Raw genomic sequence first — 21197 nt, forward strand, 5'->3', positions numbered from 1 at the left:
GGGACCGTGCGAACAGGTCAGGACTCCGCCGACAACGACACCCGTATCTGGGGTGGTACCACGCTCACCGAGCGCCGCGAGGCGCGCCGGACCGCGTTGCTGGAGGCCGCGTTGGATCTGATCGGTGAGGCCGGCGCGGGCGCGGTCACCATGCGCGCGGTGTGCCGGCGCGCGGGGCTCACCGACCGCTACTTCTACGAAAGCTTCACCGGCCGCGACGATCTGCTCGACGTGCTCTACCGGCAGGTCGCCGACGACTTCCGGGAACCGATGACCTCCTTCGCCGCCGCGGCCGACCCCGACCGTGACCGCGAACTGGCGACGGTGCTGGTCGACAAGGTGCTCGCCGACCCCCGCAAATCGCGGCTGTTTCTGGTCGAACCGTATTCGAGCACCGGATTGGGCCAGACCACCATCGCGGTGATGCCGACGTTCACCCGCCTGATCCAGGATCATCTGTTCACCGATATCGACGATCCGATGCGGCGGCGGATGGCGGCGGTCACCATGGCCTCGGGCAATGCCGGACTGTTCGCGGCCTGGCTCAACGGCTCGCTGCGCGCCGACCGCGCTCAGGTGGTGGACCATCTGGTCGCGGTGATCGGGGCCTACCGGTCGATGTATCGCGACTGAGTCCCGGCCCGGCGCCGATGAATTCCGGCCGCGGCCGCCGTCTGTCCCGGTGAGAGCCGAGTCCGGCGCGAGAGCCGAAGGAGCGAAGATATGGCGACAGTGGTGTGCGGCGCGAGCATGTCCCTCGACGGATATATCGCAGGGCCCGCGGAATCGGGATTCGAGCATCTGTTCGCGTGGTACGAGGCCGGTGACCGCACCTACCCCAGTACCCATCCGGAACTGCGGTTCTCGATGACCGGCGCCGACTACGAGCAGGTCGCCGCCTATCTCGACACGGTCGGTGTGTTCGTGGTCGGGCGCCGGCTGTTCGACCTCACCGACGGCTGGGGCGGCATACATCCGTTCGACCGGCCGATAGTCGTTGTCACCCACCACATTCCGCGGGAATGGATCGACGCGCATCCCGGGGCGCCGTTCACCTTCGTCACCGACGGCATCGAGGCCGCCATCGAGCGCGCCGCAGCCCTGGCCGGGGGCCGGGCGGTGGGCGTCAACGGCGGCACGATGGCCCGCCAGGCGCTCGAGGCCGGACTGCTCGACGAGATCTGGATCGATCTGGTGCCGGTGCTGCTCGGCGGCGGCACACCGATGTTCGACCATCTCGGCGCCGCACCACATCTGCTGGAGGATCCGGCCGTCGTGGCGGGCAGCCGGGTCACCCACCTGCGTTATCGGGTGCGCCGCTGAGTTCGCGGCGACGTCTCCGGCTCCCCGGCATCGGGCACCGAGCTGCCCAGACCGGCCGTGGGCGCTTCACCCAGCCGCGCGGCCAGCCCGTCCAGGACGCAGACCAGCCCGAAGTCGAATGCCAGCGCTCGCGCCACTTCGGGATCCTGCGGTAGCGCGTCGCGGTAGTCGGCGCGCAGTTGCGGATAGTCCGCGGCCAGTTGATCCATCGAGGCGAGCACCGATTGGTGGTCGACCTCGCCGCCGGCGGCCTTGCGGTAGGTCAGTTCCGGAATCACCTGTCCCAGAATGAAACTCATCAACAGGGCGCTGGCCAGGTAGATGTCGGTGCCGTCGAATCCGGCCCGCAGGCAGGTGCGGCGCAGCCGGTCGGTGAGTGCGAAGGCGTTGGGGCCGACGCTGGGGAGCCGGCCCAGCAGGCTCGCCGCCCACGGATGGGAGCGGATGGTGGCACGAAGGCTGTAGGCGAAGGTGGTGAACACCTCCCGCCAGCTCGTGTGGTCGGGATCGGGCGTCTCGACCAGGCCCCAGACCTCGTCGAGCGCCAATTCCAGCAGTTCGTCCTTGTTGGCCACATACCAGTAGAGGCTGGTCGCGCCGGCATTGAGACGGGCGCCGAGTTTGCGCATGCTCAGCGCCTCGAGGCCGTCGGCGTCGAGCAGTTCCACAGTGGCCGCGACGATCTGTTCGCGGGTCAGCCCCGACCTCCTGGGCGGGCGGGCCTGCCGCGTCCACACCGAGCTGAACGGTTTGGTCACGGCACCACTGTAATTGCCTCGCACACCGTTCGAGTTTATCGTACGCTGATCGAGTGGAATCGAACACTGTACGAGAATCGGCGGAGACGCCCCCGCGCGATCCCCGCCGCTGGTGGATCCTGGGTGTGCTCTGCCTGTCCCTGCTGGTGCTGATGATCGACGGCACCGTCCTCAACCTGGCCATTCCGTCACTGATCCGGGAACTCGGCGCGAGCCCCTCCGACATCCAATGGATCCTCGACGCCTACGTCCTCGTCTTCGCCGGACTTCTGCTCACCGCCGGCAGCCTGTCCGACCGGTTCGGCCGGCGCCGCATGCTCATCACCGGACTCGCGGTGTTCGGCGCGGCGTCGCTGCTGGCCGTCGTCGCCGGCGAACCGTGGCAGGTCATCGCCGCCCGCGCCGCCATGGGCGTCGGCGGGTCGCTGCTCATGCCCTCGACACTGTCGATCCTGATGACGACCTTCGAGGAGGACGAACGCCGCAAGGCGATGGCCGGCTGGTCGACGGTGTCGATGGTCGGCATCGTGCTCGGCCCCACCCTGGGCGGCTTTCTGCTGCAACACTTCTGGTGGGGCTCGGTCTTCCTGCTCAACATCCCCGTCGCGATCGTCGCCATCATCGCCGCGGTGGTGCTGATGCCCGAAACCTACGGGCAGCAACGCCCCGTCGATCTGGTCGGCGTGCTGCTGTCCATCGCGGCGCTCACCGCGACCGTCTACGTGATCATCGAACGCGAATGGAACATCCCCGTCATCGCGCTCGCGGTGGTCGCGGCGGCCGGATTCACCTACTGGGAGTACCGCTCGCCGCACCCCATGCTGCCGCTGGCGGTGTTCCGCAATCGCGACTTCACCGGCACCTGCCTGACGCTGCTGCTGATGGTGTTCGGCATGGGCGCGGTGATGCTGATGCTCACCCAGTACCTGCAGTTCGTCCTCGGATACGGCCCGATGAAGGCCGGGCTGGCGCTGCTGCCCTACGCGGTGGCCGCGACGGTGTGCAACGGGCTGGGTGCCACCCTCGGCAAGAAACTGAGCAACAAGACCCTGATCGTCGCGGGCTTGGCGGTGATGGCCGGGGCGTTCGTCATCCTCGCCAACGCCGACAGCTACGCATGGGTACTGGCGTCGATGCTGGTGATGGGGGTCGGCGGCGGCCTGGCCGGTCCCGCGGCCTACGCCGCGATCATGAGCGCGATCCCGCTCGAACACGCCGGTGTCGGCTCGGCGATGAACGACACCATCCAGCAGGTGGGTATGGCGGTCAGCATCGCGGTGCTCGGCAGTGTGCTGGCGGGCGTGTTCACCTCGCATATGCCCGCCGACGCCCCGGCCGCGGCGCGCGAGAACATCGGCAACGCCTTCGCCCTCGGCTTCGGCGAACCGGCGAAGTCGGCGTTCACCACGGCCATGTCCTACGGGGCGTGGATCAGCGCCGGTTTCAGCCTCGCGGCCGCGCTGCTGGGCCTGATTCTGCTGCGCCACCGCGCAGCGCAACCGGTGGCTCAACCCGAACCGGTGCAGGCGAGCTGAACGGCCTCACGCCACGGCACGCGGATCGGTTCCCGCAGCACGCGCGGGGACCGATACCGTGGGGCACAAGGCAGTGTCGGGTAGCCACCGGGAGAACCGTTCCACCACTTCCAGCGCGCCCAGCCCCACATATCCGGCCAGCACGCTTTCGGCCAGCGTCATATCGTCCTCGGGCAGCCCGAAGACCGACACGAGCAGACCACGCCACGGCCCCTGCGCGCGCACCCCGCGGCACGGACCCGGCGTGGCCGTCTCCTCGACCAGCGCCGGACATCCCGAATGCAACACGAGCGCGGCCTGCACCCCCAGCGACACGTCACGAATCCGCGGACGATGCCCCGCCGCCGCGGCGCCGATCAGCGAGCCGGGCAGCAACTCGGCGCCGTCGAGATACCCCGGCTCGACGGCGCGCCAACGCTGCACAGGCGGGAAATGATCGCAGTCCGGGCGACCCGACCAGCGGCGATACGCTCGTTCCAGCAGCACCTCGGTCGCGTCCCGGCAACCGGATTCGTTCACGATCACCGCCCGCATCCGCAGCTGCCGGCACCGCGGCCGATCGGGCCGCACCCGTTCGATCTCGGCGATACTCATGACCCACCGCCACTGTCGATTTCGGAACGTACGGATTTCGCCCGCACCGCGGCCATGCTGCGCACCCGTCCGGGCGCGGGGGTGTGGGCCCGCCGCCACGCCGAGACGAACAGGGCGAAACCGCCCGCGACAGCGATGATCACGGCGAGCATCGCCAGCACCAGCGGTGTCGTCGCCGCCGCGTCGGTGCGGCCCGCTCCGCTCGCCCGGATCAGCATCGCCGCGAGCAACGGACCGAGCAGGGCGAGCCCGGCGCCGGTGAGCAGCAGGCCACCGGTGGTCAACGCTTCCGGAGTCAGCGATACGCGAGCGGATGTGACGGTCGTGGATTTCACCGATCCGGTTCGCGATCCCAGCAAACTCTTGCGCAACGGCATGACCGCCCCTTTCGTTCACCCGCTCGTCAGTGCATTTGAACTGGGAATTTAAAAGTACAACTCGAATCGCCACGGGTTCATCCAACGTGATCCAACTGTCACCGGAACGTTGGCAGCAATTCAGCAGCGACCGTCGTGGGTGTCCCGGGGGCCGCCGCCGAAACGCAGCATGCCGCCCGGGCGAACCCGAAGGTCACGCCCGGACGGCATGCGGTGCAGTCATGCATCCGGTGCACGATCGCGGCAGACGAACGAGGGCTCGGCACGCCCTCGCCGGTCAGTGCCCCATCAGCACCGGCGCATCGGTACCTTCCTGGGGCAGTTTCGGTTTCGAGCGCGGCAGGAACGCCGCCGGGATCAGCGTCACCAACACCAGCACCAGGGCAACGATGTAGGTGTGCGCGTAGGCCGTCGCGGCCTGGTCGAAACCGGCGTCGAGCTGCTCGGGCGGCAGCTTCTGCGCGATGGTCGGATCGAACTGCGATCCGATCGCCGCCTGCGCCAGCGGCTGGTTCTCGAGCATGTTCGTCAGCAGCACCGACATGGTCGCCGTACCGATCGAACCGGCCGCCTGGTTGACGATGTTCATCAGCGTCGAACCCCGGGCCACCTGCGCGTGGGTCAGCGTCTGGATCGCGGCGGTCATGGTCGGCATCATCGTGCAGCCCATGCCCAGTCCCATCACGAACAGCGCCACACACATCAGCGGCAGCGAGGTGTCGGCCGAGAGCTGAGTGAAGAACAGCATGCTCACCGCGATGACGGTCAGGCCGGTCATCACCACCTTGCCGGGGCCGATCTTGTCGACCAGCTTGCCGCCGATCGGCATCGTGACCATCGCGCCCAAACCCTGTGGCGCGATGAGCAATCCGGTCACCAGCGTCGACTTACCCTGCACCTGCTGCAGGTAGCTGGGCAGCAGCAGACCGGAGCCGAAGAACGCCACGGCGAAGAACACCGCGGTCAGGACGGCGAAGGTCAACTGGCGGTTGCGGAACAGATGCAGATCGATCAGCGGATGTTCGGTGCGCAGCGCGTGGAAGACGAAACCCACCATCAGCACCAGGCCGATCGCGGCCGGCACCAGCACCCGCGCCGAGGCGACCGTGTGCTGTTCGGGAATCGAGGACACACCGAACAGGAACAACGCCAACCCCGGCGACGCGAGCAGCATCCCGAGGAAGTCGAACGATTCCGAGGGTTCGGGCCGGTCGGAGGGCAGCACCACGACCGCCAGGATCAACGCGATCACACCGACGGGCAGGTTGATCAGGAAGATCCAGTGCCAGCTGAAACTGCCGATCAGCCAGCCGCCGAGAATCGGCCCGAGAATCGGCCCCAGCAGCATCGGCACGCCGAGCACGGCCATCACCCGGCCGATCCGCTGCGGGCCGGCCGCGTGGGTCATGATCGTCATACCCAGCGGCATCAGCATGCCGCCGCCGAGGCCCTGCACCACGCGGAAGGCGATGAGCGACTCGATGTTCCACGCCGTGGAGCACAGCACCGAGCCGAGGATGAAGAACGTCAGGGCCAGGATGTAGAGACGTTTGGTGCCGAATCGGTCGGCCGCCCAGCCGGTCAGCGGGATCACGCTGGCCAGGGCCAGGGTGTAGCCGGTCATCGTCCAGGCCGCGATGGCGTAGCTGGTGTCGAATTCGTGCTGGAACGTCGGCAGCGCGACGGTCACGACGGTCACGTCCAGGATCGACATGATCGCGCCGAGCACGACCACACCGGCTACCTTGAACACCGCGGCATCGAGGGTGTCGGAAGCGGGATCCGACGTAGCCGCAGGAATATCCGGAGGAGAGGTCACCGCTTCAGCCTGCCAGGTGACCGATCGCTTGACCAGCCCCCGTTCCCAGGGGAGGCCATATCGAAACCTCCAACTTTTGGCGCCCGATTCGCCCGTCCCCACCGTTATCTTGCCGCCCCGGCGCGGTCCCGGCGCGCGCACTACATTGGTCCCCGTCCGTTCATCCGTTGTCCGGCAAGGAGTTCCCCACGATAGAAGACCCGGTACTCGGTTCGACCGGTAGGCTCACATCGCCGATCCGGGGCGCAGGCATGCTCGGGGAGGTCCTGGTCGCGATCAGAGGGGGCACCGAGCTGTACATCGCGCGATCCACCGAACCCCTGGATGCCGGCACCACCGTACTCGTGGTCGAGGTGCATCCCGGCCGGATCGTCGATGTCGTCGAGTGGATCCCGCTGGATTTCGGGCCGGGTGGGGATACAACGAAATAACAAGGGAGACACCAGTGCTGGGCTATCACGTGCCCGATCCCGACGAGGCCATGCTGATCAGCGGCGGCCGCGCCAAGGACAACGCCCCCTTCCGCGTCATCACCGGCCACGGCGCCTGGGTGATGCCGTTCTTCCGCAAGGTCAGCTACCTGTCGCTCGCGATGTTCGAATCCGAGATCCAGGAACGCTGCGTTACCCGTCAGGCCATCCAGCTCGACGTGCGCGCGGTCATCGCCTTCAAAGTCGCCAACGACACCCAGTCCGTGGTCAACGCCGCCCAGCGATTCCTGTCCGAACAGGAACGCGAGATGTCGGTGCTGACCGGGCGCATCTTCTCCGGCCACCTGCGCTCCATCGTCGGTTCCATGACCGTCGAGGAGATCATCCGCGAACGCCAGAAACTCGCCGACGAGGTCCTGGTCGCCTCCAAGGTGGAGATGAGCAACATCGGACTGTGGGTCGACTCGTTCCAGATCCAGTCCATCGACGACGGCGGACTCGGCTACATCGCCGCCCTCGCCGCACCGCACAACGCCGCCGTCCAGCGCGACGCGCAGATCGCCCAGGCCGCCGCCGCCCAGCTCGCCGCCCAAGCCGAACAGGAATCGCTGCGCAAACAGGCGGAATATCAACGCCAGACCGCGATTCTGCAGGCCGAATACCAGCGCGATATCGACAAGGCCAAAGCCGAGGCCAGCCAGGCCGGCCCCCTCGCCGAAGCCATCGCCCTGCAGGAAGTGCTCACCGCCCAGGCCGAACGCGCCCGCAAGGAAGCGCAACTGCGCGAACAGCAACTGCAGGCCGAGGTCGTCAAACCCGCCGAAGCCGAAGCCGAACGCGTGCGCGTGCTCGCCCAGGCCGAGGCCGACCGCACCCGCATCCAGGCCGAGGCCGCGGCCTCCAACAATCGAATCGCCTTGGACCAGTTGCTGATCGAGCAGCTGCCCGAAATCGTCAAACAGGCAGCGCTCGGCCTGTCCAACGCCAATCTGACCGTCCTCAACGGCCCCGACGGCGTCGGCGAATTGATCAACGGAATGGTCGGGCAGGGACTGACCGTGTTCAACTCACTGCAAAAGGCTCTTTCCACCGACAACCACTCCGAGGCACCGATAGAGTGACCGCACACGGACGGCAATGAGGAGCAGGTGTAGGTGTCGATCGGGAAATTGGTGTCCTTCGACAGTTCTCGGGGGTTCGGGTTCATCCGTCCCGAAGACGGCGGGCCGGACGTATTCGTTCATGTGAACGACATCGGATTGGACGAGGACGAACTGCGGCAGGGGCGAGTATTCGAATTCGAGGTCACCGAGGGTGATCGAGGACCCAAGGCGGTCAACCTGACCGCGGTCGGCGGCGCACCGGCACCGCCGCGGCATCGCGGCCGCGGCGCCGGCCAGCTCACCGCCGCCGAACACAAACGGCTGATCACCGAACTGCTGCTCGACGCCAGCCCCGCCCTCACCGCCGGCGAGATCATCACCATCCGCGACCGGCTCGCCGAATTCGCCGACCAGCACGGCTGGCTGGAGAACTGAACCGACCGGGCGAATGTCCCGCGACCGCGAGCAGCGGCTCTCGGCCTACGATCATGACGACGGTGCCGGGCGATGAATTTCTCCCGCCCGCACCGTCGGCATGGGTGAGACCGACCCGAGGAGGATCGCGTGGACCTGCCCGTCATGCCGCCGGTGAAACCGATGCTGGCCAAATCCGCCGGCGCCCTGCCCCGCGAGGACACCCTCCTCTACGAGCCCAAATGGGACGGCTTCCGATGCATCGTCTTTCGCGACGGCACCGATATCGAACTCGGCTCCCGCAACGACCGGCCACTGACCCGCTATTTCCCGGAAGTGGTGCGGCTGCTGGACGCGGCGCTGCCGCCGCGGTGCGTCCTCGACGGTGAAATCGTCGTCGTCACCGAACACGGCCTCGATTTCGACGTCCTGCAGAACCGGCTGCACCCGGCCGCCTCACGAGTGAACAAACTCAGCGTCGAAACACCCGCGAGCTTCGTCGCCTTCGACCTGCTCGCCCTCGGCGACGACGATCTGACCACCCGGCCCTTCCACGAACGCCGGCACCTGCTGGAATCGATCCTCGACACGCCGCGCGAGGGCATCCACCTCACCCCCGTCACCTCCGACCCCGACACCGCCCAGGACTGGTTCACCCGATTCGAGGGCGCCGGGTTCGACGGCGTGATGGTCAAATCCCGCGACCTGCCCTACATGCAGGACAAACGCGTCATGGTCAAGGTCAAACACGAGCGCACCGCCGACTGCGTCGTGGCCGGATTCCGCTGGCACAAGGACGGACAGGGCGTCGGATCACTCCTGCTGGGCCTCTACGACGAGGACGGCCACCTGCACCACGTCGGCGTCGCCAGCAGCTTCACCGCGGCCCGCCGCACACAACTCGTCGACGAACTGGCGCCACTGCGCGAGGGCGCGCTCGACAACCATCCCTGGCGCAACTGGGCCGACGCCGCCGCACAAGCCAAGGCCGAAGGCAAGATGCCCGGCGGCATCAGCCGCTGGACCGGTGGCAAGGACCTGTCCTGGGAACCCCTGCGACCCGAACTGGTCGCCGAGGTCCGCTACGAACATCTCATGGCCGGGCGATTACGCCACGGCGGGCGCCTGGTCCGCTTCCGCGACGACCGCACCCCGCAATCGTGCACCTACGCCCAACTCGAAGAGGTCGCGCCCGCCGAACTCGCCGACGTCTTCACCGCCGCGAAAGCGCAGGCCCAGCCGTGAGCGAAGCCATCGACATCGACACCGACGGCGTCACCGTCCGCATCAGCAACCCCGGCAAGATCTACTTCAGCAAACGCGGCGAAACCAAACTCGACCTCGTGCGCTACTACCAGGCCGTCGCCGAACCCCTGCTGCGCACCATCGGCAACCGGCCCGTACTGCTCGAACGCTATCCAGACGGCGCCGGCGGCAAATCCTGGTTCCAGAAACGCGTCCCGAAATCGGTCCCCGACTGGCTGCAGACCGTGCAGGTCTCCACCCCCAACGGCACCGCCAGCGACGCCCTGGTCGCCGCCGACCTCGCCCACATCCTCTGGGCGGTCAACCTCGGCTGCCTCGGCTTCCACGTCTGGCCCAATCACGTTCCCGCCGGCGGCGTCCCGGCCCGCACCGAAGGTGAGATCGGCGACCTCGACATCAGCGACGAACTGCGCATCGACCTCGACCCCTCCCCCGGCATCGGCTTCGACGACCTGCGCCACGTCGCCGTCCTCACCCGCGAACTGCTCGCCGAACTCGGCATCGACGCCCGCGTCAAAACCTCCGGCTCCCGCGGCCTGCACATCTACGCCGTCCTCGAACCCGTCTGGGACGGCTACCAGGTCCGCGCCGCCGCGGTCGCCCTGGCCCGCGAACTCGAACGCCGCCACCCCGACCTGATCACCGCCAACTGGTGGAAAGAAGAACGCGGACAACGCGTCTTCATCGACTACAACCAGAACGCGCCGCACAAGACCGTCTTCGGCGCCTGGTGCGTGCGCCCCAAGGTCGGCGCCCAGGTCTCGACCCCCATCGCCTGGGACGCACTCGATGCGATCGTCCCCGACGAACTGACCATCGCCACGGTCCCCGAGCGGCTCGCCGCATCCGGCGACCCCTGGGCCGACCGCACCCCGCAATCGATCCAGCCGCTGCTCGAAATGTCGCGCCGCGACTTCGATTCCGGCCTCCTCGACGCCCCCTGGCCACCGAACTACCCGAAGATGCCCAACGAACCACCGCGCGTCCAGCCCAGCCGCGCCCGCGCCCCCGGCTGAGCAGAACACCACGCCGGATGCGCGATCAGCGAGCCTGTTCGATCCGCGGGAACGTGGTCTCCACCAACGCCATCAACACATCCGCCAGCAGATGATGCACCTGCTCCCGATTCAAGCTGCGGCGCGTAATCCATTCCCGCCCAGCGGTTTTCACCAGACCACTGTAGGCGCGGACCAGGGCCCGCAACTCGTCGTCACGCGCCGACCCGGCCAGGCCCACCATCTGCAGCAGCCGGTCGGCCGCGGCGTCGTCGGCCTCGTCCAGGATGCGCTGCACCTCCGGATCGTCACCGATACCCTCGTGCCCGGTCACCTTCACCCAGGTACTGCCCAAACCGCTGATGGTGTCCAGCAACCACGACACACTCGCATCCACCCGCTCCCGCGGCGTGCCCGTCGGCATCACCATGTGATCCGGCCGCGGCAACGTCACCATCCGCCGCACCACCGCCAGATACAGATCGCGCTTGTTGCCGAAATAGTGATTGATCAGCCCGCGCGCCACGCCGGCGCGCTGCGCGAGTTCAGCGGTCGACACCGCCGCATAGGGGCGTTCACCGAACATCTCGATCGCGCACGCCAGAATCTGGGCGCGCCGTTCGTCCGGCTCCAGCCGGCGCCGCCGAGCCGAATCGGCATCGGCCGGCACCGGCTGGGTCGTGGTGTCAGAGTGAGCGGGCAATGAGATCCTTCATCACCTCGTTGGAACCGGCGAGGATGCGCAGCACACGCGCACCGGTGTACAGCTGGGAAATCGGGTACTCCGTCATGTATCCATAACCACCGAACAGTTGCAAACAGCGGTCCACCACAATACCCAACTGGTCGGTAAGCCAGTACTTCGACATCGCAGCGGTGGGAATGTCCAGCTCACCGCGCAGATGCTTGCCGATCGCATCGTCGAGGAACGTCCGGCTCACCCGCGCGATCGTCGCGCACTCGGCCAGCTCGAACTTCGTGTTCTGCATCGCGAACAGCGGCTTGCCGAAAGCCTCACGCCCCTTGGTGTATTCGACGGTCAACTCCACCGCCCGCTCCATCATCGACACCGCCATGATCGCGGTCACCAGCCGCTCCTGCGCCAGTAGCTGCATCATCTGGTAGAAGCCCTGCCCCTCGGCATCACCCAGCAGATTCGACACCGGCACCCGCAGGCCGTCGAAGAACAGTTCCGCGGTGTCCTGCGCCTTGCCGCCGATCTTGTTCAGGATCCGGCCCCGCCGGAAACCCGGGGTCTCGTCGCTCACCTCGGCGAAGATCAGCGACACACCCGCCGCACCCTTCGTCGGGTCGGTCTTGGCCGCGATGATGATGCCGTCGCACAGCCAGCCGTTGGAGATGAAGATCTTCGACCCGGTGATCACGTACTCGTCACCTTCGCGCACCGCGCGGGTCTTGATGTTCTGAAGATCCGACCCCGTCCCCGGCTCGGTCATACCGATCGACAGCACCATCTCACCGCTGGCCGCCTTCGGCAGCACCCGCCGCTTGAGGTCCTCGGTCCCGAAATGATGGATGTAGGGCGCGATGATCGACGAATGCACCGCCATACCCAGTGAGCCGTCCCCGGCAGAGGACTGCGCCTCGATCAACGCCGCCTCGTGCGCGAAAGTGCCACCGCCACCGCCGTATTCGGACGGAATCGCGGCGCACAGCAGGCCCAGCTCGCCCGCCCGGTTGTACAGTTCGCGGTCCGGATGCCCCTGCGCGACGAACTTCTCCTCGTTCGGCAGGACTTCCTTCTCGAAGAAGGTCTTCGCCAGATCCCGGACGGCCTCGACCTCATCGTCGCTCCACGCGGCGCGCGCCATCGTTACTTCCTTCGTCTCGTACCCGGAACCGGACCGCACCGGCCCCGCGCACCAGCCTGGCGCACTATTGGCGGCATGTCAACAACGCGGGTTCAGTGTGCCTCCCGAGCGATATTCACCTCCGCCAGCGTGCTGAAAATCGGCACCTCCGGATCCGCCACGATGTGCTGGCGCCGCAGAAACCCGTCGATCAGCGACCACACCAGCTCCGTGAGCTCCGCGACGAAATCCGCACTGCTGCGCCGCGGCGCCTCCGCACCCTCGAGCCACAGATCCGTCGTCGCCACCACCACCCCGACGACCGCCCGCGCCAGATAATCCAGGCCCGCCGTCTCGATCGGCACCGCCTCCGCGATCGACCGCGCGAGCTTCGCGAACCGCCGCGCCGCATCGCGCCCCAGATCGAACTGCAGCACCGCCCCCACCGCATCACCCCCCGACCGGCTCGCCTGCGCCGTCTGCACCACCGGCGCCTGCATCAAGAAGCGAAAGACGTTGGGATGAGCCAGGATTCCCGCGACATACGAGGTGAACACCCGCCGCAGCGCCGGCCGCGGCGGCTGCAACAGCAACGTCATATCCTCCCCCGCCGCGGCGAACGCCTCGCGCGACATCCGATCGGCGATCTCGGTGTACAAATCCGCCTTGTCCGCGAACTGCCGATACAACCGCGGCTTCGTCATCCCCGCCGCCCGCGCGATGTCGTCCATACTCGGCTGCGGGCCGTCCCGGTCGATCACCCGGATCGCCGCATCGACGATCTCCTCCCGCGTCACCCGAGGCGCGCCGGCTCGCCGGCCGACCCGAGACACCATGGGCACCTCCCCAGCCGAGCGAACAGTTCCACCCAGGCTACACGTACCGCCGGTACGAAATGGGCAACCGCCCAACCACCCAGCCGAAACGCGGCCGGATAGGGAGTTAACCCACCGAGGCCAGCCGACGGAATGCCTATCGCGTACTGTCGGTACCGTTGACCGTACCGGCAGTACGAGCGGCTCCGACCCGCGCTCACGAGGTAGACCGATGAACCCAGCCCGCATCCCCGCCCGCCACCGCACCGTCACCGCCCCCGGCGGCGACCTCGCCGTCTACGAATACGGCCATCCCCAGGCCGACACCATCGTGCTCATCCCCGGCATCACCGACACCCACCGCATCTGGAACCGCGTCGCCACCGGACTCGCCGACAGCTTCCACGTGGTCACCTACGATGTCCGCGGCCACGGCCGCTCCAGCGCACCCACCCGCACCCACCGCTACCGCCTGCCTCACCTCGCCGACGACCTCTTCGCCGTCCTCGACGCCGTCAGCCCCCGCACACCCGTCCACCTCGCCGGCCACGGCTGGGGCGCGATCCAACTCTGGTACGCCCTCGGCGACCCGCGCGCCAACACCCGCATCGCCTCCGCCACCGCGCTGTCGGCGCCCCACCTCGACCACCTCGCCCTCGCACTACGCGATCTCCGCTGCCCCCGCAGCCCCTGGTGGCGGCTCCCGCGCCTGAGCTGGCTGGTCCTGGGCCGCCGCCTCCTGCACTGGCCTCGCCTGCGCGCCCGCATCCTGCCCCAGGCCACCACCTGGCCCGGTGACCTGCTCGCGGGCGCCCGCATCGTCCTCGCCAACCTCGCTCACCACCTGCGCCACCCGCGACCGCAACATACCGCCGTGCCGGTCCAGCTCATCCTCGACCGCGCCGACACCGCCGCGCTGCCCAGCCTGCGCGCCCACATCCGCCGCGACGTCGACCGCCTCTGGCTGCGCGAACTGCCCGCCGATCCCTGGCTACCTCTGACCGAACCCCTGCTGGTCGTCGAAGCCATCGCCAACTTCATCGACGATCAGCACACCGACCACCGGCCCATCCACTACACCCCCCGCTGAGGAGCCCCGGCAGCCCCCAACAGCCGCGATGCGACAATAGGCGTCGCACATCCCCGCAGACGAAGGATCATCCGGCAGCACGATGGCTGAGCACACCACGACGAACGCGCCCACCACGTCCCTGCCGGACCCCATCGATCCCGAGGAGCTCGCGATCTGCCTGCGGGTCCTCGACCTGGCCGCACTGCTCGATGACGACCACCCCGACTCCCTCGCGGTGCAGCGTGCGGTCGGGCATATGTTCAAAAAGCTCAAGCGACGCCGCCGCAATCAGGCCCGCGACGCCGTCGCCGCAGCGGACCGGGCGGTGGTCGCCGCCACCGCCACCGGCTCCCCGCACCGCATCGACGACGAGACCGCCGGCATCCCGCTCACCACGTCCGTCGACGGAGACGCCGCCGGAACGCTGCAGCGCGCGCGGCCCTGCTACATCTGCAAGCAGCGCTACACCCGCGTCGACCGGTTCTACCACCAGCTCTGCCCCGACTGCGCCGCCCGCAACCACGCCAAACGCGACGCCCGCACCGACCTGTCCGGCCGTCGCGCGCTGCTCACCGGCGGCCGCGCCAAGATCGGCATGTACATCGCCCTGCGACTGCTGCGCGACGGCGCCCACACCACCATCACCACCCGCTTCCCCAACGACGCGATCCGCCGCTTCACCGCTCAGCCCGACAGCGCGGAATGGCTGCACCGGCTGCGGATCGTCGGTATCGACCTGCGAGATCCGGCTCAGGTCGTCGCCCTGGCCGACGATGTCGCGGCGCAGGGTCCGCTGGACATCATCATCAACAACGCCGCGCAGACCGTCCGGCGCTCGGCCGGTGCCTACGCCGCGCTCATCGAGGCCGAATCCGCTCCGCTCCCCGCCGGCGAACTGCCCGACACCATCACGTTCGGCCACACCACCCAGGCCCATCCGAACGCACTCACCGCGTCTCTGCACTCCGTGCCGGCACCGGCCACCCTGTCCGCCGCCGAGGTCACCGATCTCGCCCTGGTCGCGGGATCGGCCACCCCCGAACGCATTTCGCGCGGCGTGGCGATCGATGCCGGTGGCCTGGTACCCGATCTGGCCCACACCAACAGCTGGGTGCAGACCGTCGCCGAGGTCGACGCCACCGAACTGCTCGAAGTGCAGCTGTGCAACTCGACCGCGCCGTTCCTGCTGATCTCCCGGCTGCGGCCCGCCCTCGCGGCATCACCGGCCCGCCGCAAATACGTCGTCAACGTCTCCGCCATGGAAGGCGTCTTCAGCCGCGGCTACAAGGGGCCCGGCCACCCGCACACCAATATGGCCAAGGCCGCCCTCAACATGCTCACTCGCACCAGCGCCCGCGAGATGTTCGAGACCGACCGCATCCTCATGACCGCCGTCGACACCGGCTGGATCACCGACGAGCGCCCGCACTACACCAAGGTCCGCCTCGCCGAGGAGGGCTTCCACGCTCCCCTCGACCTCGTCGACGGCGCCGCCCGCGTCTACGACCCGATCGTGCGTGGCGAAGACGGCGTCGACCTCTTCGGCTGCTTCCTCAAGGACTACGAGCCGTCCAACTGGTGACTGCCGGGCCGTTTCGTGGCTGATCTTTAGACGTGAGTTATCGATATGTGGGCGGCGCGCGGGATGGAGAGACATGTGTAGATGCGCATATCACCGTATCGGTATTGTTAAGCTTCCTCTGTGCATGTGATGCCGCCCAACGCTGACGGCACACATTCGAATTTCCTTGCTACATGGCGCATTATGAGCGCTTCCGCCTCTCCCCACACACGCCGGCTTCACTTCTCTCCCGGAATGCCGGAGGTACGTCTCCGCCGTCGCGGCCTTGCCGGTATGGCCACTCCCCTGCCTCCGGCGGTGAGCCACGCCGGACCGACTAATCGTTTAATGCGCATATGTGCGTACCGGTATCTTTTGTGCCGCTCCATCGGCCGCGACCGGAAGGCCGTGGGAGACAAAGTCGTTCACCCGATGACGCCGGGGCTCGACGGCAGAATCCCGCGCACAACGGGCGCGAGCGCCTTAGTCTGGATTACGTGATGTACCGGCTGCTGGCAGATGCCACCGCGGGTGTGCATTTCCTGTTCATCGCCTACCTCGTCGTCGGCGGCTTCGTCGCGTGGCGGTGGCGCCGGACGATCTGGACCCATGTCGCCGCGGTGGCGTGGGGTTTCAGCACGATCCTGTTCGCCATCGACTGCCCCCTGACCTACCTGGAGACGTGGGCCCGTGAACGTGGGGGCGAAGCCGGCCTGCCGTCGACCGGCTTCATCGCCCACTACATCACCGGGGTGCTCTATCCGCGCAGCGCGCTCGATCTGGTGCGCGTGCTGGTCGTGGTGCTGGTGGCGATTTCGTGGATCGGCTACGTCCGGCTCGGGCGGCGGTACCGATCGCATCACGCGATCGCCGAGTAACGCATGCGCGCGGGCTACTCCCGGCTCATCGCCCGCACCGCACGGACGACGTCGTCCCCGGTCAGCTGATCACCGGCCGGGGCGATGAGCCACTGCAGCGCCATCCCCTGGAACAGAGCGAAATACAGTTTGGCGACCGCGCGAGCATCCCCGGCCGACAGGTCGGGATGAACCTCACGCAGCGGCTCGACGAGCCCGGTGTAGACCTCCTCGGTCGCGGTGGAGAAGTACTCCTGGGATTCGGGTGACCGAGCCACCCGCACCCCGTTCTCGAAGCTGAGAATCAACTCGTCCGGGTGGCTCTGGATGACGTCCATCATGGCGTTCCAGGTCGCCTCCAGCGATTGCGCCAGGGTGCGCCCCTCCCCCGCGTCGCGGATGGCCTCTTCCATCCCGCGGCCGATCTCGTCACCGGTCACCTCCGCGATGGCCTCGGCGACCAGTCGATCCTTCGTGCCGAAGTGATAGCCGATCGCGGCCAGGCTGACCCCCGCCGCACCAGCGATATCGCGTGCGGTCACCTTGGCGAGACCTCGCTCCAGAATCGCCTTCCTCGCCCCTGCCAACAGATCCTCTCGATTACCCATATGCCCAGGTTACAACGTCTTAGACATTTGTACTAGACAGATGTGCCAACGATATGGCACATTTGTCTAAGACGTTCGGACCAAACGATAGGAATCGCCCCCATGAACACCGCCTCCCGTCCCCTGCACATCCTGGTCTCCGGTGGCGGTATCGCCGGTAATGCCGTTGCGCTGCAACTGCTTCGAGCAGGCGTCGCGGTCACTGTCGTCGAGCGTGCCACCGCTCCCCGCCCGGGCGGGCAGGCGGTCGATCTGCGCGGCCCCAGCCGCGAGGTGGCCGAGCGCATGGGCCTCATGCCCGGCATCGCCGAGTACCAGCTCGAAGAACTCGGCATGTCCTACATCGACCACAGGGGCCGCACCTACGCGAACATGGCGATGGAACACTTCGACGGCAAGGGCCCGGTCGCCGACATCGAGATCACCCGTGGTGACCTCAACCAGGTCCTGCTCGACGCCGTGGCCGCGGCCGGCGGCGAGCTGGACTACCGCTACGGCGAGTGGATCGAAGCGCTGACCCAGGACGACACCGGCGTCACGGTGGAATTCGCCTCGGGGCGCACCGGGCACTTCGATCTCGTCGTCGGCGCCGACGGTGTGCATTCGGCGACCCGGCGGCTGGCTTTCGGCCCGGAGGAGCAGTTCAGCACCTTCCTGGGCGGCTACGCCTCGTTCTTCACGATGCCCACGCCGGCGGGGCTGACGCCCGGCTGGTTCGCCATGCAGCTCGTTCCCTCCGCCGCGGTCGGCCTGCGGCCCGACCGCGATCCCGCGACCGCCAAGGCGATTCTCACCCTGCTCGCCGATCCCGATCCGGCGCTGCGCCGCGATACCGCCGCGCAGCAGCGGTTGATCCGCGAGAAGATCGGCTCCCAGCCGCACTGGCACGCTCCCACCATTTTGGCGGCCATGACCGAGGCCGACGACTTCTACTTCGACGAACTCGCGCGCATCGATATGCCCACTCTGGCGGCCGGGCGGGTGACCCTGGTCGGCGACGCCGGCTACTGCGGCTCACCGATGACCGGGATGGGCACCGCGATGGCGCTCGTCGGCGCCTACATCCTCGCGGGGGAGCTCGCGGCCGATCCGGGCGATGTCGCGGCGGCGCTGCGCCGTTACGAGGAGAAGGTCACGCCGTTCCTCGACAAGGCCAAGGAACTCCCCGGCGGCGGTATCGATATGATGCTGTCCCCCAGTGCGTTCGGCACATCCATGCGGCGAACCGCCAACCGGATCATGATGTCGAAACCCATGCGGCCGGTGATGATGAAGCTGTTCTTCGGCAAGACCGACGACTACGAGCTGCCCACGTACGAGACCCCCGCCGCCACGACCGGCCGGTAGGCGCGGATCACAGCTGGGCCGTCGTGCCCGGCGCCAACCCTTCGGCGAGCCGCAGCTTGGCGGCCAGATCCGACAGCAGCTCGATCGAGGACGCGGACAGTCCGGCAGCGGTGGTGAGCAGCCGCCGCAGCGCCGGATCGTCCACCGCCGACGACACCAGGTCGTCACCGGGCACCGGATCACCCGGTCCCCCGTCGTTGAACCGGGTCAGTTCCACCGCCAGCACCCTGGCCACGGTTTCGACCAGAGCTCGAGACGGATTGTCGCGGTTGCCCGATCGCAGCTGGGACAGATAGGTCGCCGAGACCGGATGCCCGGCCTGGGTCACGCGAAAGGCCAAGGCGCGATTGGTCATCCGGGTACCGTGCGCCTGCTCCCACTGCGAGACGACCTCGTTGAAACGGTCCGCGAATCTCACCGGCGAAACACCCCCAGGCCGCTGCGAGGAACGCGCACGGGCCACAACACGAGAATTGACATATCGAAACTACCCTCGCCCGCATCGTTTCGCCCGCCGACGGGCCGGACGGGGCGGGCCGGTGGCGGGCCGCTAGTCTCGCACCGTGCGGCAGACGATCATGGTGGACGTAGACACCGGAATCGACGATGCGCTGGCGCTGCTGTATCTGCTGGCGGATCCGCAGCTCGAGATCGCCGGAATCGCCTCGACCGGAGGCAATGTCCCCACCGCACAGGTCGCGGCGAACAATCTGGCCCTGCTGGATCTGTGCCGGGCGCCGGCCATCGAGGTGGCACTGGGTGCGGCGCAACCGCTGGCGATCCCGCTGCGCACCACCGAGGACACCCACGGTCCGCACGGGATCGGTTATGCCGAACTGCCGACCTCTCCGCGCCCGCTGTCGGATCGATCGGCGGCGCAATTGTGGGTCGATACGGTGCGTGCGCGTCCGGGTGCGGTACTGGGCCTGTGCACCGGGCCGTTGACCAATCTGGCCCTGGCCCTGGAACTGGAACCCCAACTGCCGCAATTGCTTCGGCGGCTGGTGGTCATGGGCGGCGCGTTCCGGCATCCGGGGAACACCACCCCGACCAACGAGTGGAACGTGCACGTCGACCCGGAGGCCGCCAAAGTGGTCTTCGACGCGTTCTCCGCCGCCCCGCAGGATCGGCGGCCGATCGTCTGCGCGCTCGATATCACCGAATCGATCGAGATGTTCCCCGACCATCTGCGGCGGATCGCCGAGCGAGCGCACTGCGCCGGCGTCGCGATGCCGGCCCCCGGGGATCCGCCCGGCCTCCGGTCCGAGGCGGCCAATCCGGTCGTGCGGTTCCTGATCGACGCGGTGCGGTTCTACTTCGAGTTCCACCAGCACTACGACCAGGGATACCTGGCGCACATGCACGATCCGTTCGCCGCGGCGGTCGCGCTCGAACCGACCCTGGCGGTGCTGCGCCCGGCCACGGTGGATGTCGAGCTGGCCGGGACGATCACCCGCGGCACCACGGTCGCCGATTGGGCGGGGATGTGGGGCCGCGCGCCCAATGCCGATATCGCGGTCGGTACCGACCCGGCGGCCTTCTTCGACCGCATGATCGCGCGTATCGGTGATTTCGCGGCGGCGCTGTATCCGCCGGTGGCACAGGAGGTCCGGTGACGGTCGACGAGGGTGACCAGGCGGCGGTGGCGCAGTTCCGGGACCGGATGGGGCTTCCCGGAATCATCGATGTGCACACCCATTTCATGCCCGATCGGGTGCTGCGCAAGGTGTGGGCGTATTTCGATTCCGCGGGTCCGCTGATCGGACGGCCGTGGCCGATCGCCTATCGCGACGACGAGCAGCAGCGCCTGGATACGCTGCGTGGTTTCGGAGTGCGCGCGTTCACCTCCCTGGTGTACCCGCACAAACCCGATATGGCGGCGTGGCTGAACGAGTGGGCGGCCGACTTCGCGGCACGCACCCCGGGCTGCCTGCACACCGCGACCTTCTATCCCGAGCACGGCGCCGGAAGTTATGTGAGCGCGGCGATCGAATCCGGCGCACGTATCTTCAAATCACATATCCAGGTCGGTGACTACCATCCGGGCGATCCGTTGCTGACCGAGGTGTGGGGGCTGTTGTCCGAGGCCGGGATTCCGGTGCTGATCCATTGTGGCTCGGGCCCGGCGCCGGGGGAATTCACCGGTCCGGAACCGATCGCGGCTCTGCTGCAGCGGTTTCCGCGCCTGACGCTGATCATCGCCCATATGGGCGTGCCCGAGTACTCCGAATTTCTCGACCTCGCCGAGCGCTACGACAACGTGCACCTCGACACCACGATGTCGTTCACGGACTTCATCGAGGAACGAAACCCGTTCCCGCGCAACGAATATGCGCGCCTGTCCGAGCTGGGCGAGCGGATCCTGTTCGGCAGCGACTTCCCGAACATCCCGTACTCGTATGCCCACGCGCTGGAAGCGCTGGAACGACTCGGCGTGGGCACCGACTGGGTGCGCGCGGTGTGCTACGGCAATGCGGCGCGGCTGTTCCGGATGAGCTGAGGTGTCCGGGC

General features: G+C 67.7%; 23 protein-coding genes. 14 read left to right on the top strand and 9 right to left on the bottom strand.

The window, feature by feature from the left end; all coding sequences use genetic code 11:
* Positions 1 to 6 precede the first annotated feature (6 nt).
* The gene (locus NA3_RS16595; RefSeq protein WP_062964496.1) at positions 7 to 633 is read left to right on the top strand and encodes a TetR/AcrR family transcriptional regulator; all 627 of its coding nucleotides are present in this window, start codon (positions 7 to 9) and stop codon (positions 631 to 633) included.
* Positions 634 to 723: 90 nt separating this feature from the next.
* Positions 724 to 1323, top strand: a complete 600-nt coding sequence (locus NA3_RS16600) for a dihydrofolate reductase family protein (protein WP_062964497.1) — start codon at positions 724 to 726, stop codon at positions 1321 to 1323.
* On the opposite strand, the gene NA3_RS16605 is transcribed toward NA3_RS16600, so the two are convergent.
* A complete protein-coding gene (locus tag NA3_RS16605; RefSeq protein ID WP_084491629.1) occupies positions 1305 to 2081 on the bottom strand; it encodes a TetR/AcrR family transcriptional regulator in 777 nt (258 codons plus the stop codon). The genes NA3_RS16600 and NA3_RS16605 overlap by 19 nt on opposite strands.
* A gap of 53 nt (positions 2082 to 2134) precedes the next feature.
* Between NA3_RS16605 and NA3_RS16610 the strand changes: the two genes are divergently transcribed.
* Positions 2135 to 3616 carry an MFS transporter gene (locus NA3_RS16610; protein WP_062964498.1) on the top strand — a complete coding sequence of 494 codons (1482 nt, stop codon included), beginning with the start codon at positions 2135 to 2137 and terminating at the stop codon, positions 3614 to 3616.
* Between the two features lie 6 nt (positions 3617 to 3622).
* Here NA3_RS16610 and NA3_RS16615 read toward each other — a convergent pair whose 3' ends face one another.
* From NA3_RS16615 to NA3_RS16625, 3 genes are all read right to left on the bottom strand, one after another.
* On the bottom strand, positions 3623 to 4210 hold the full coding sequence (locus NA3_RS16615; RefSeq protein ID WP_062964499.1) for a hypothetical protein: 588 nt from the start codon (positions 4208 to 4210) through the stop codon (positions 3623 to 3625).
* The gene (locus NA3_RS16620) at positions 4207 to 4587 is read right to left on the bottom strand and encodes a hypothetical protein (RefSeq protein ID WP_062964500.1); all 381 of its coding nucleotides are present in this window, start codon (positions 4585 to 4587) and stop codon (positions 4207 to 4209) included. The genes NA3_RS16615 and NA3_RS16620 overlap by 4 nt, the downstream gene beginning before the upstream one ends.
* Positions 4588 to 4864: 277 nt before the next feature.
* Positions 4865 to 6406, bottom strand: a complete 1542-nt coding sequence (locus NA3_RS16625; RefSeq protein WP_062964501.1) for a DHA2 family efflux MFS transporter permease subunit — start codon at positions 6404 to 6406, stop codon at positions 4865 to 4867.
* Positions 6407 to 6573: 167 nt separating this feature from the next.
* Between NA3_RS16625 and NA3_RS16630 the strand changes: the two genes are divergently transcribed.
* The 5 genes from NA3_RS16630 to NA3_RS16650 all read left to right on the top strand — a co-directional run bounded on the left by NA3_RS16630 (position 6574) and on the right by NA3_RS16650 (position 10636).
* Positions 6574 to 6837, top strand: coding sequence for an NfeD C-terminal domain-containing protein (locus NA3_RS16630; protein WP_501193620.1), 264 nt, complete (start codon positions 6574 to 6576; stop codon positions 6835 to 6837).
* Between the two features lie 14 nt (positions 6838 to 6851).
* The gene (locus NA3_RS16635) at positions 6852 to 7958 is read left to right on the top strand and encodes an SPFH domain-containing protein (RefSeq protein WP_084491604.1); all 1107 of its coding nucleotides are present in this window, start codon (positions 6852 to 6854) and stop codon (positions 7956 to 7958) included.
* A gap of 33 nt (positions 7959 to 7991) precedes the next feature.
* Complete coding sequence (locus NA3_RS16640) at positions 7992 to 8375, top strand: cold-shock protein (RefSeq protein WP_030514482.1); 384 nt, start codon at positions 7992 to 7994, stop codon at positions 8373 to 8375.
* Positions 8376 to 8504: 129 nt separating this feature from the next.
* The gene (locus NA3_RS16645; RefSeq protein WP_218021834.1) at positions 8505 to 9599 is read left to right on the top strand and encodes an ATP-dependent DNA ligase; all 1095 of its coding nucleotides are present in this window, start codon (positions 8505 to 8507) and stop codon (positions 9597 to 9599) included.
* Positions 9596 to 10636, top strand: coding sequence for a DNA polymerase domain-containing protein (locus NA3_RS16650; RefSeq protein WP_062964502.1), 1041 nt, complete (start codon positions 9596 to 9598; stop codon positions 10634 to 10636). The genes NA3_RS16645 and NA3_RS16650 overlap by 4 nt, the downstream gene beginning before the upstream one ends.
* A gap of 25 nt (positions 10637 to 10661) precedes the next feature.
* On the opposite strand, the gene NA3_RS16655 is transcribed toward NA3_RS16650, so the two are convergent.
* The 3 genes from NA3_RS16655 to NA3_RS16665 form a co-directional block, all read right to left on the bottom strand.
* On the bottom strand, positions 10662 to 11318 hold the full coding sequence (locus NA3_RS16655) for a TetR/AcrR family transcriptional regulator (protein ID WP_062964503.1): 657 nt from the start codon (positions 11316 to 11318) through the stop codon (positions 10662 to 10664).
* Positions 11302 to 12447, bottom strand: coding sequence for an acyl-CoA dehydrogenase family protein (locus tag NA3_RS16660; protein WP_062964504.1), 1146 nt, complete (start codon positions 12445 to 12447; stop codon positions 11302 to 11304). Before NA3_RS16660 ends, NA3_RS16655 begins: the two co-directional genes overlap by 17 nt.
* A gap of 92 nt (positions 12448 to 12539) precedes the next feature.
* Positions 12540 to 13262, bottom strand: coding sequence for a TetR/AcrR family transcriptional regulator (locus NA3_RS16665; protein WP_062964505.1), 723 nt, complete (start codon positions 13260 to 13262; stop codon positions 12540 to 12542).
* Positions 13263 to 13473: 211 nt separating this feature from the next.
* Here NA3_RS16665 and NA3_RS16670 point away from each other — a divergent pair, with 211 nt between their 5' ends.
* From NA3_RS16670 to NA3_RS16680, 3 genes are all read left to right on the top strand, one after another.
* Positions 13474 to 14331 carry an alpha/beta fold hydrolase gene (locus NA3_RS16670; RefSeq protein ID WP_062964506.1) on the top strand — a complete coding sequence of 286 codons (858 nt, stop codon included), beginning with the start codon at positions 13474 to 13476 and terminating at the stop codon, positions 14329 to 14331.
* Between the two features lie 82 nt (positions 14332 to 14413).
* Positions 14414 to 15895, top strand: a complete 1482-nt coding sequence (locus tag NA3_RS16675; protein WP_062964507.1) for an SDR family NAD(P)-dependent oxidoreductase — start codon at positions 14414 to 14416, stop codon at positions 15893 to 15895.
* A gap of 479 nt (positions 15896 to 16374) precedes the next feature.
* Positions 16375 to 16752 (top strand): DUF2784 domain-containing protein, encoded by a 378-nt coding sequence (locus NA3_RS16680; RefSeq protein ID WP_174561086.1) that lies wholly within the window; start codon positions 16375 to 16377, stop codon positions 16750 to 16752.
* A 14-nt stretch (positions 16753 to 16766) separates the two neighbouring features.
* Here the strand turns inward: NA3_RS16680 and NA3_RS16685 are convergent, their stop codons facing one another.
* Entirely contained in the window at positions 16767 to 17339 is a 573-nt protein-coding gene (locus NA3_RS16685; protein ID WP_062964509.1) for a TetR/AcrR family transcriptional regulator, read from the bottom strand.
* Between the two features lie 102 nt (positions 17340 to 17441).
* On the opposite strand from NA3_RS16685, the gene NA3_RS16690 reads away from it, so the two are divergent.
* The gene (locus NA3_RS16690; protein WP_062964510.1) at positions 17442 to 18686 is read left to right on the top strand and encodes an FAD-dependent monooxygenase; all 1245 of its coding nucleotides are present in this window, start codon (positions 17442 to 17444) and stop codon (positions 18684 to 18686) included.
* A 7-nt stretch (positions 18687 to 18693) separates the two neighbouring features.
* Here NA3_RS16690 and NA3_RS16695 read toward each other — a convergent pair whose 3' ends face one another.
* Positions 18694 to 19104: a type I phosphoribosyltransferase gene (locus tag NA3_RS16695; RefSeq protein WP_062964511.1), complete on the bottom strand. Its 411-nt coding sequence runs from the start codon at positions 19102 to 19104 to the stop codon at positions 18694 to 18696.
* A gap of 160 nt (positions 19105 to 19264) precedes the next feature.
* Between NA3_RS16695 and NA3_RS16700 the strand changes: the two genes are divergently transcribed.
* Complete coding sequence (locus NA3_RS16700; RefSeq protein ID WP_062964647.1) at positions 19265 to 20302, top strand: nucleoside hydrolase; 1038 nt, start codon at positions 19265 to 19267, stop codon at positions 20300 to 20302.
* A gap of 47 nt (positions 20303 to 20349) precedes the next feature.
* Positions 20350 to 21186, top strand: coding sequence for an amidohydrolase family protein (locus tag NA3_RS16705; protein WP_062964646.1), 837 nt, complete (start codon positions 20350 to 20352; stop codon positions 21184 to 21186).
* The last annotated feature ends 11 nt before the right edge of the window (positions 21187 to 21197 follow it).

The organism is Nocardia africana NBRC 100379 (assembly GCF_001612635.1).
GTDB classification, from domain to species: domain Bacteria; phylum Actinomycetota; class Actinomycetes; order Mycobacteriales; family Mycobacteriaceae; genus Nocardia; species Nocardia africana.

Coding starts and splice junctions, on each gene's coding strand:
- NA3_RS16600 (WP_062964497.1), top strand. CDS start 724: ATGGCGACAGTGGTGTGCGGCGCGAGCATGTCCCTCGACGGATATATC.
- NA3_RS16615 (WP_062964499.1), bottom strand. CDS start 4,210: ATGAGTATCGCCGAGATCGAACGGGTGCGGCCCGATCGGCCGCGGTGC.
- NA3_RS16620 (WP_062964500.1), bottom strand. CDS start 4,587: ATGCCGTTGCGCAAGAGTTTGCTGGGATCGCGAACCGGATCGGTGAAA.
- NA3_RS16660 (WP_062964504.1), bottom strand. CDS start 12,447: ATGGCGCGCGCCGCGTGGAGCGACGATGAGGTCGAGGCCGTCCGGGAT.
- NA3_RS16665 (WP_062964505.1), bottom strand. CDS start 13,262: ATGGTGTCTCGGGTCGGCCGGCGAGCCGGCGCGCCTCGGGTGACGCGG.
- NA3_RS16670 (WP_062964506.1), top strand. CDS start 13,474: ATGAACCCAGCCCGCATCCCCGCCCGCCACCGCACCGTCACCGCCCCC.
- NA3_RS16675 (WP_062964507.1), top strand. CDS start 14,414: ATGGCTGAGCACACCACGACGAACGCGCCCACCACGTCCCTGCCGGAC.
- NA3_RS16680 (WP_174561086.1), top strand. CDS start 16,375: ATGTACCGGCTGCTGGCAGATGCCACCGCGGGTGTGCATTTCCTGTTC.
- NA3_RS16685 (WP_062964509.1), bottom strand. CDS start 17,339: ATGGGTAATCGAGAGGATCTGTTGGCAGGGGCGAGGAAGGCGATTCTG.
- NA3_RS16690 (WP_062964510.1), top strand. CDS start 17,442: ATGAACACCGCCTCCCGTCCCCTGCACATCCTGGTCTCCGGTGGCGGT.
- NA3_RS16700 (WP_062964647.1), top strand. CDS start 19,265: ATGGTGGACGTAGACACCGGAATCGACGATGCGCTGGCGCTGCTGTAT.
- NA3_RS16705 (WP_062964646.1), top strand. CDS start 20,350: ATGGGGCTTCCCGGAATCATCGATGTGCACACCCATTTCATGCCCGAT.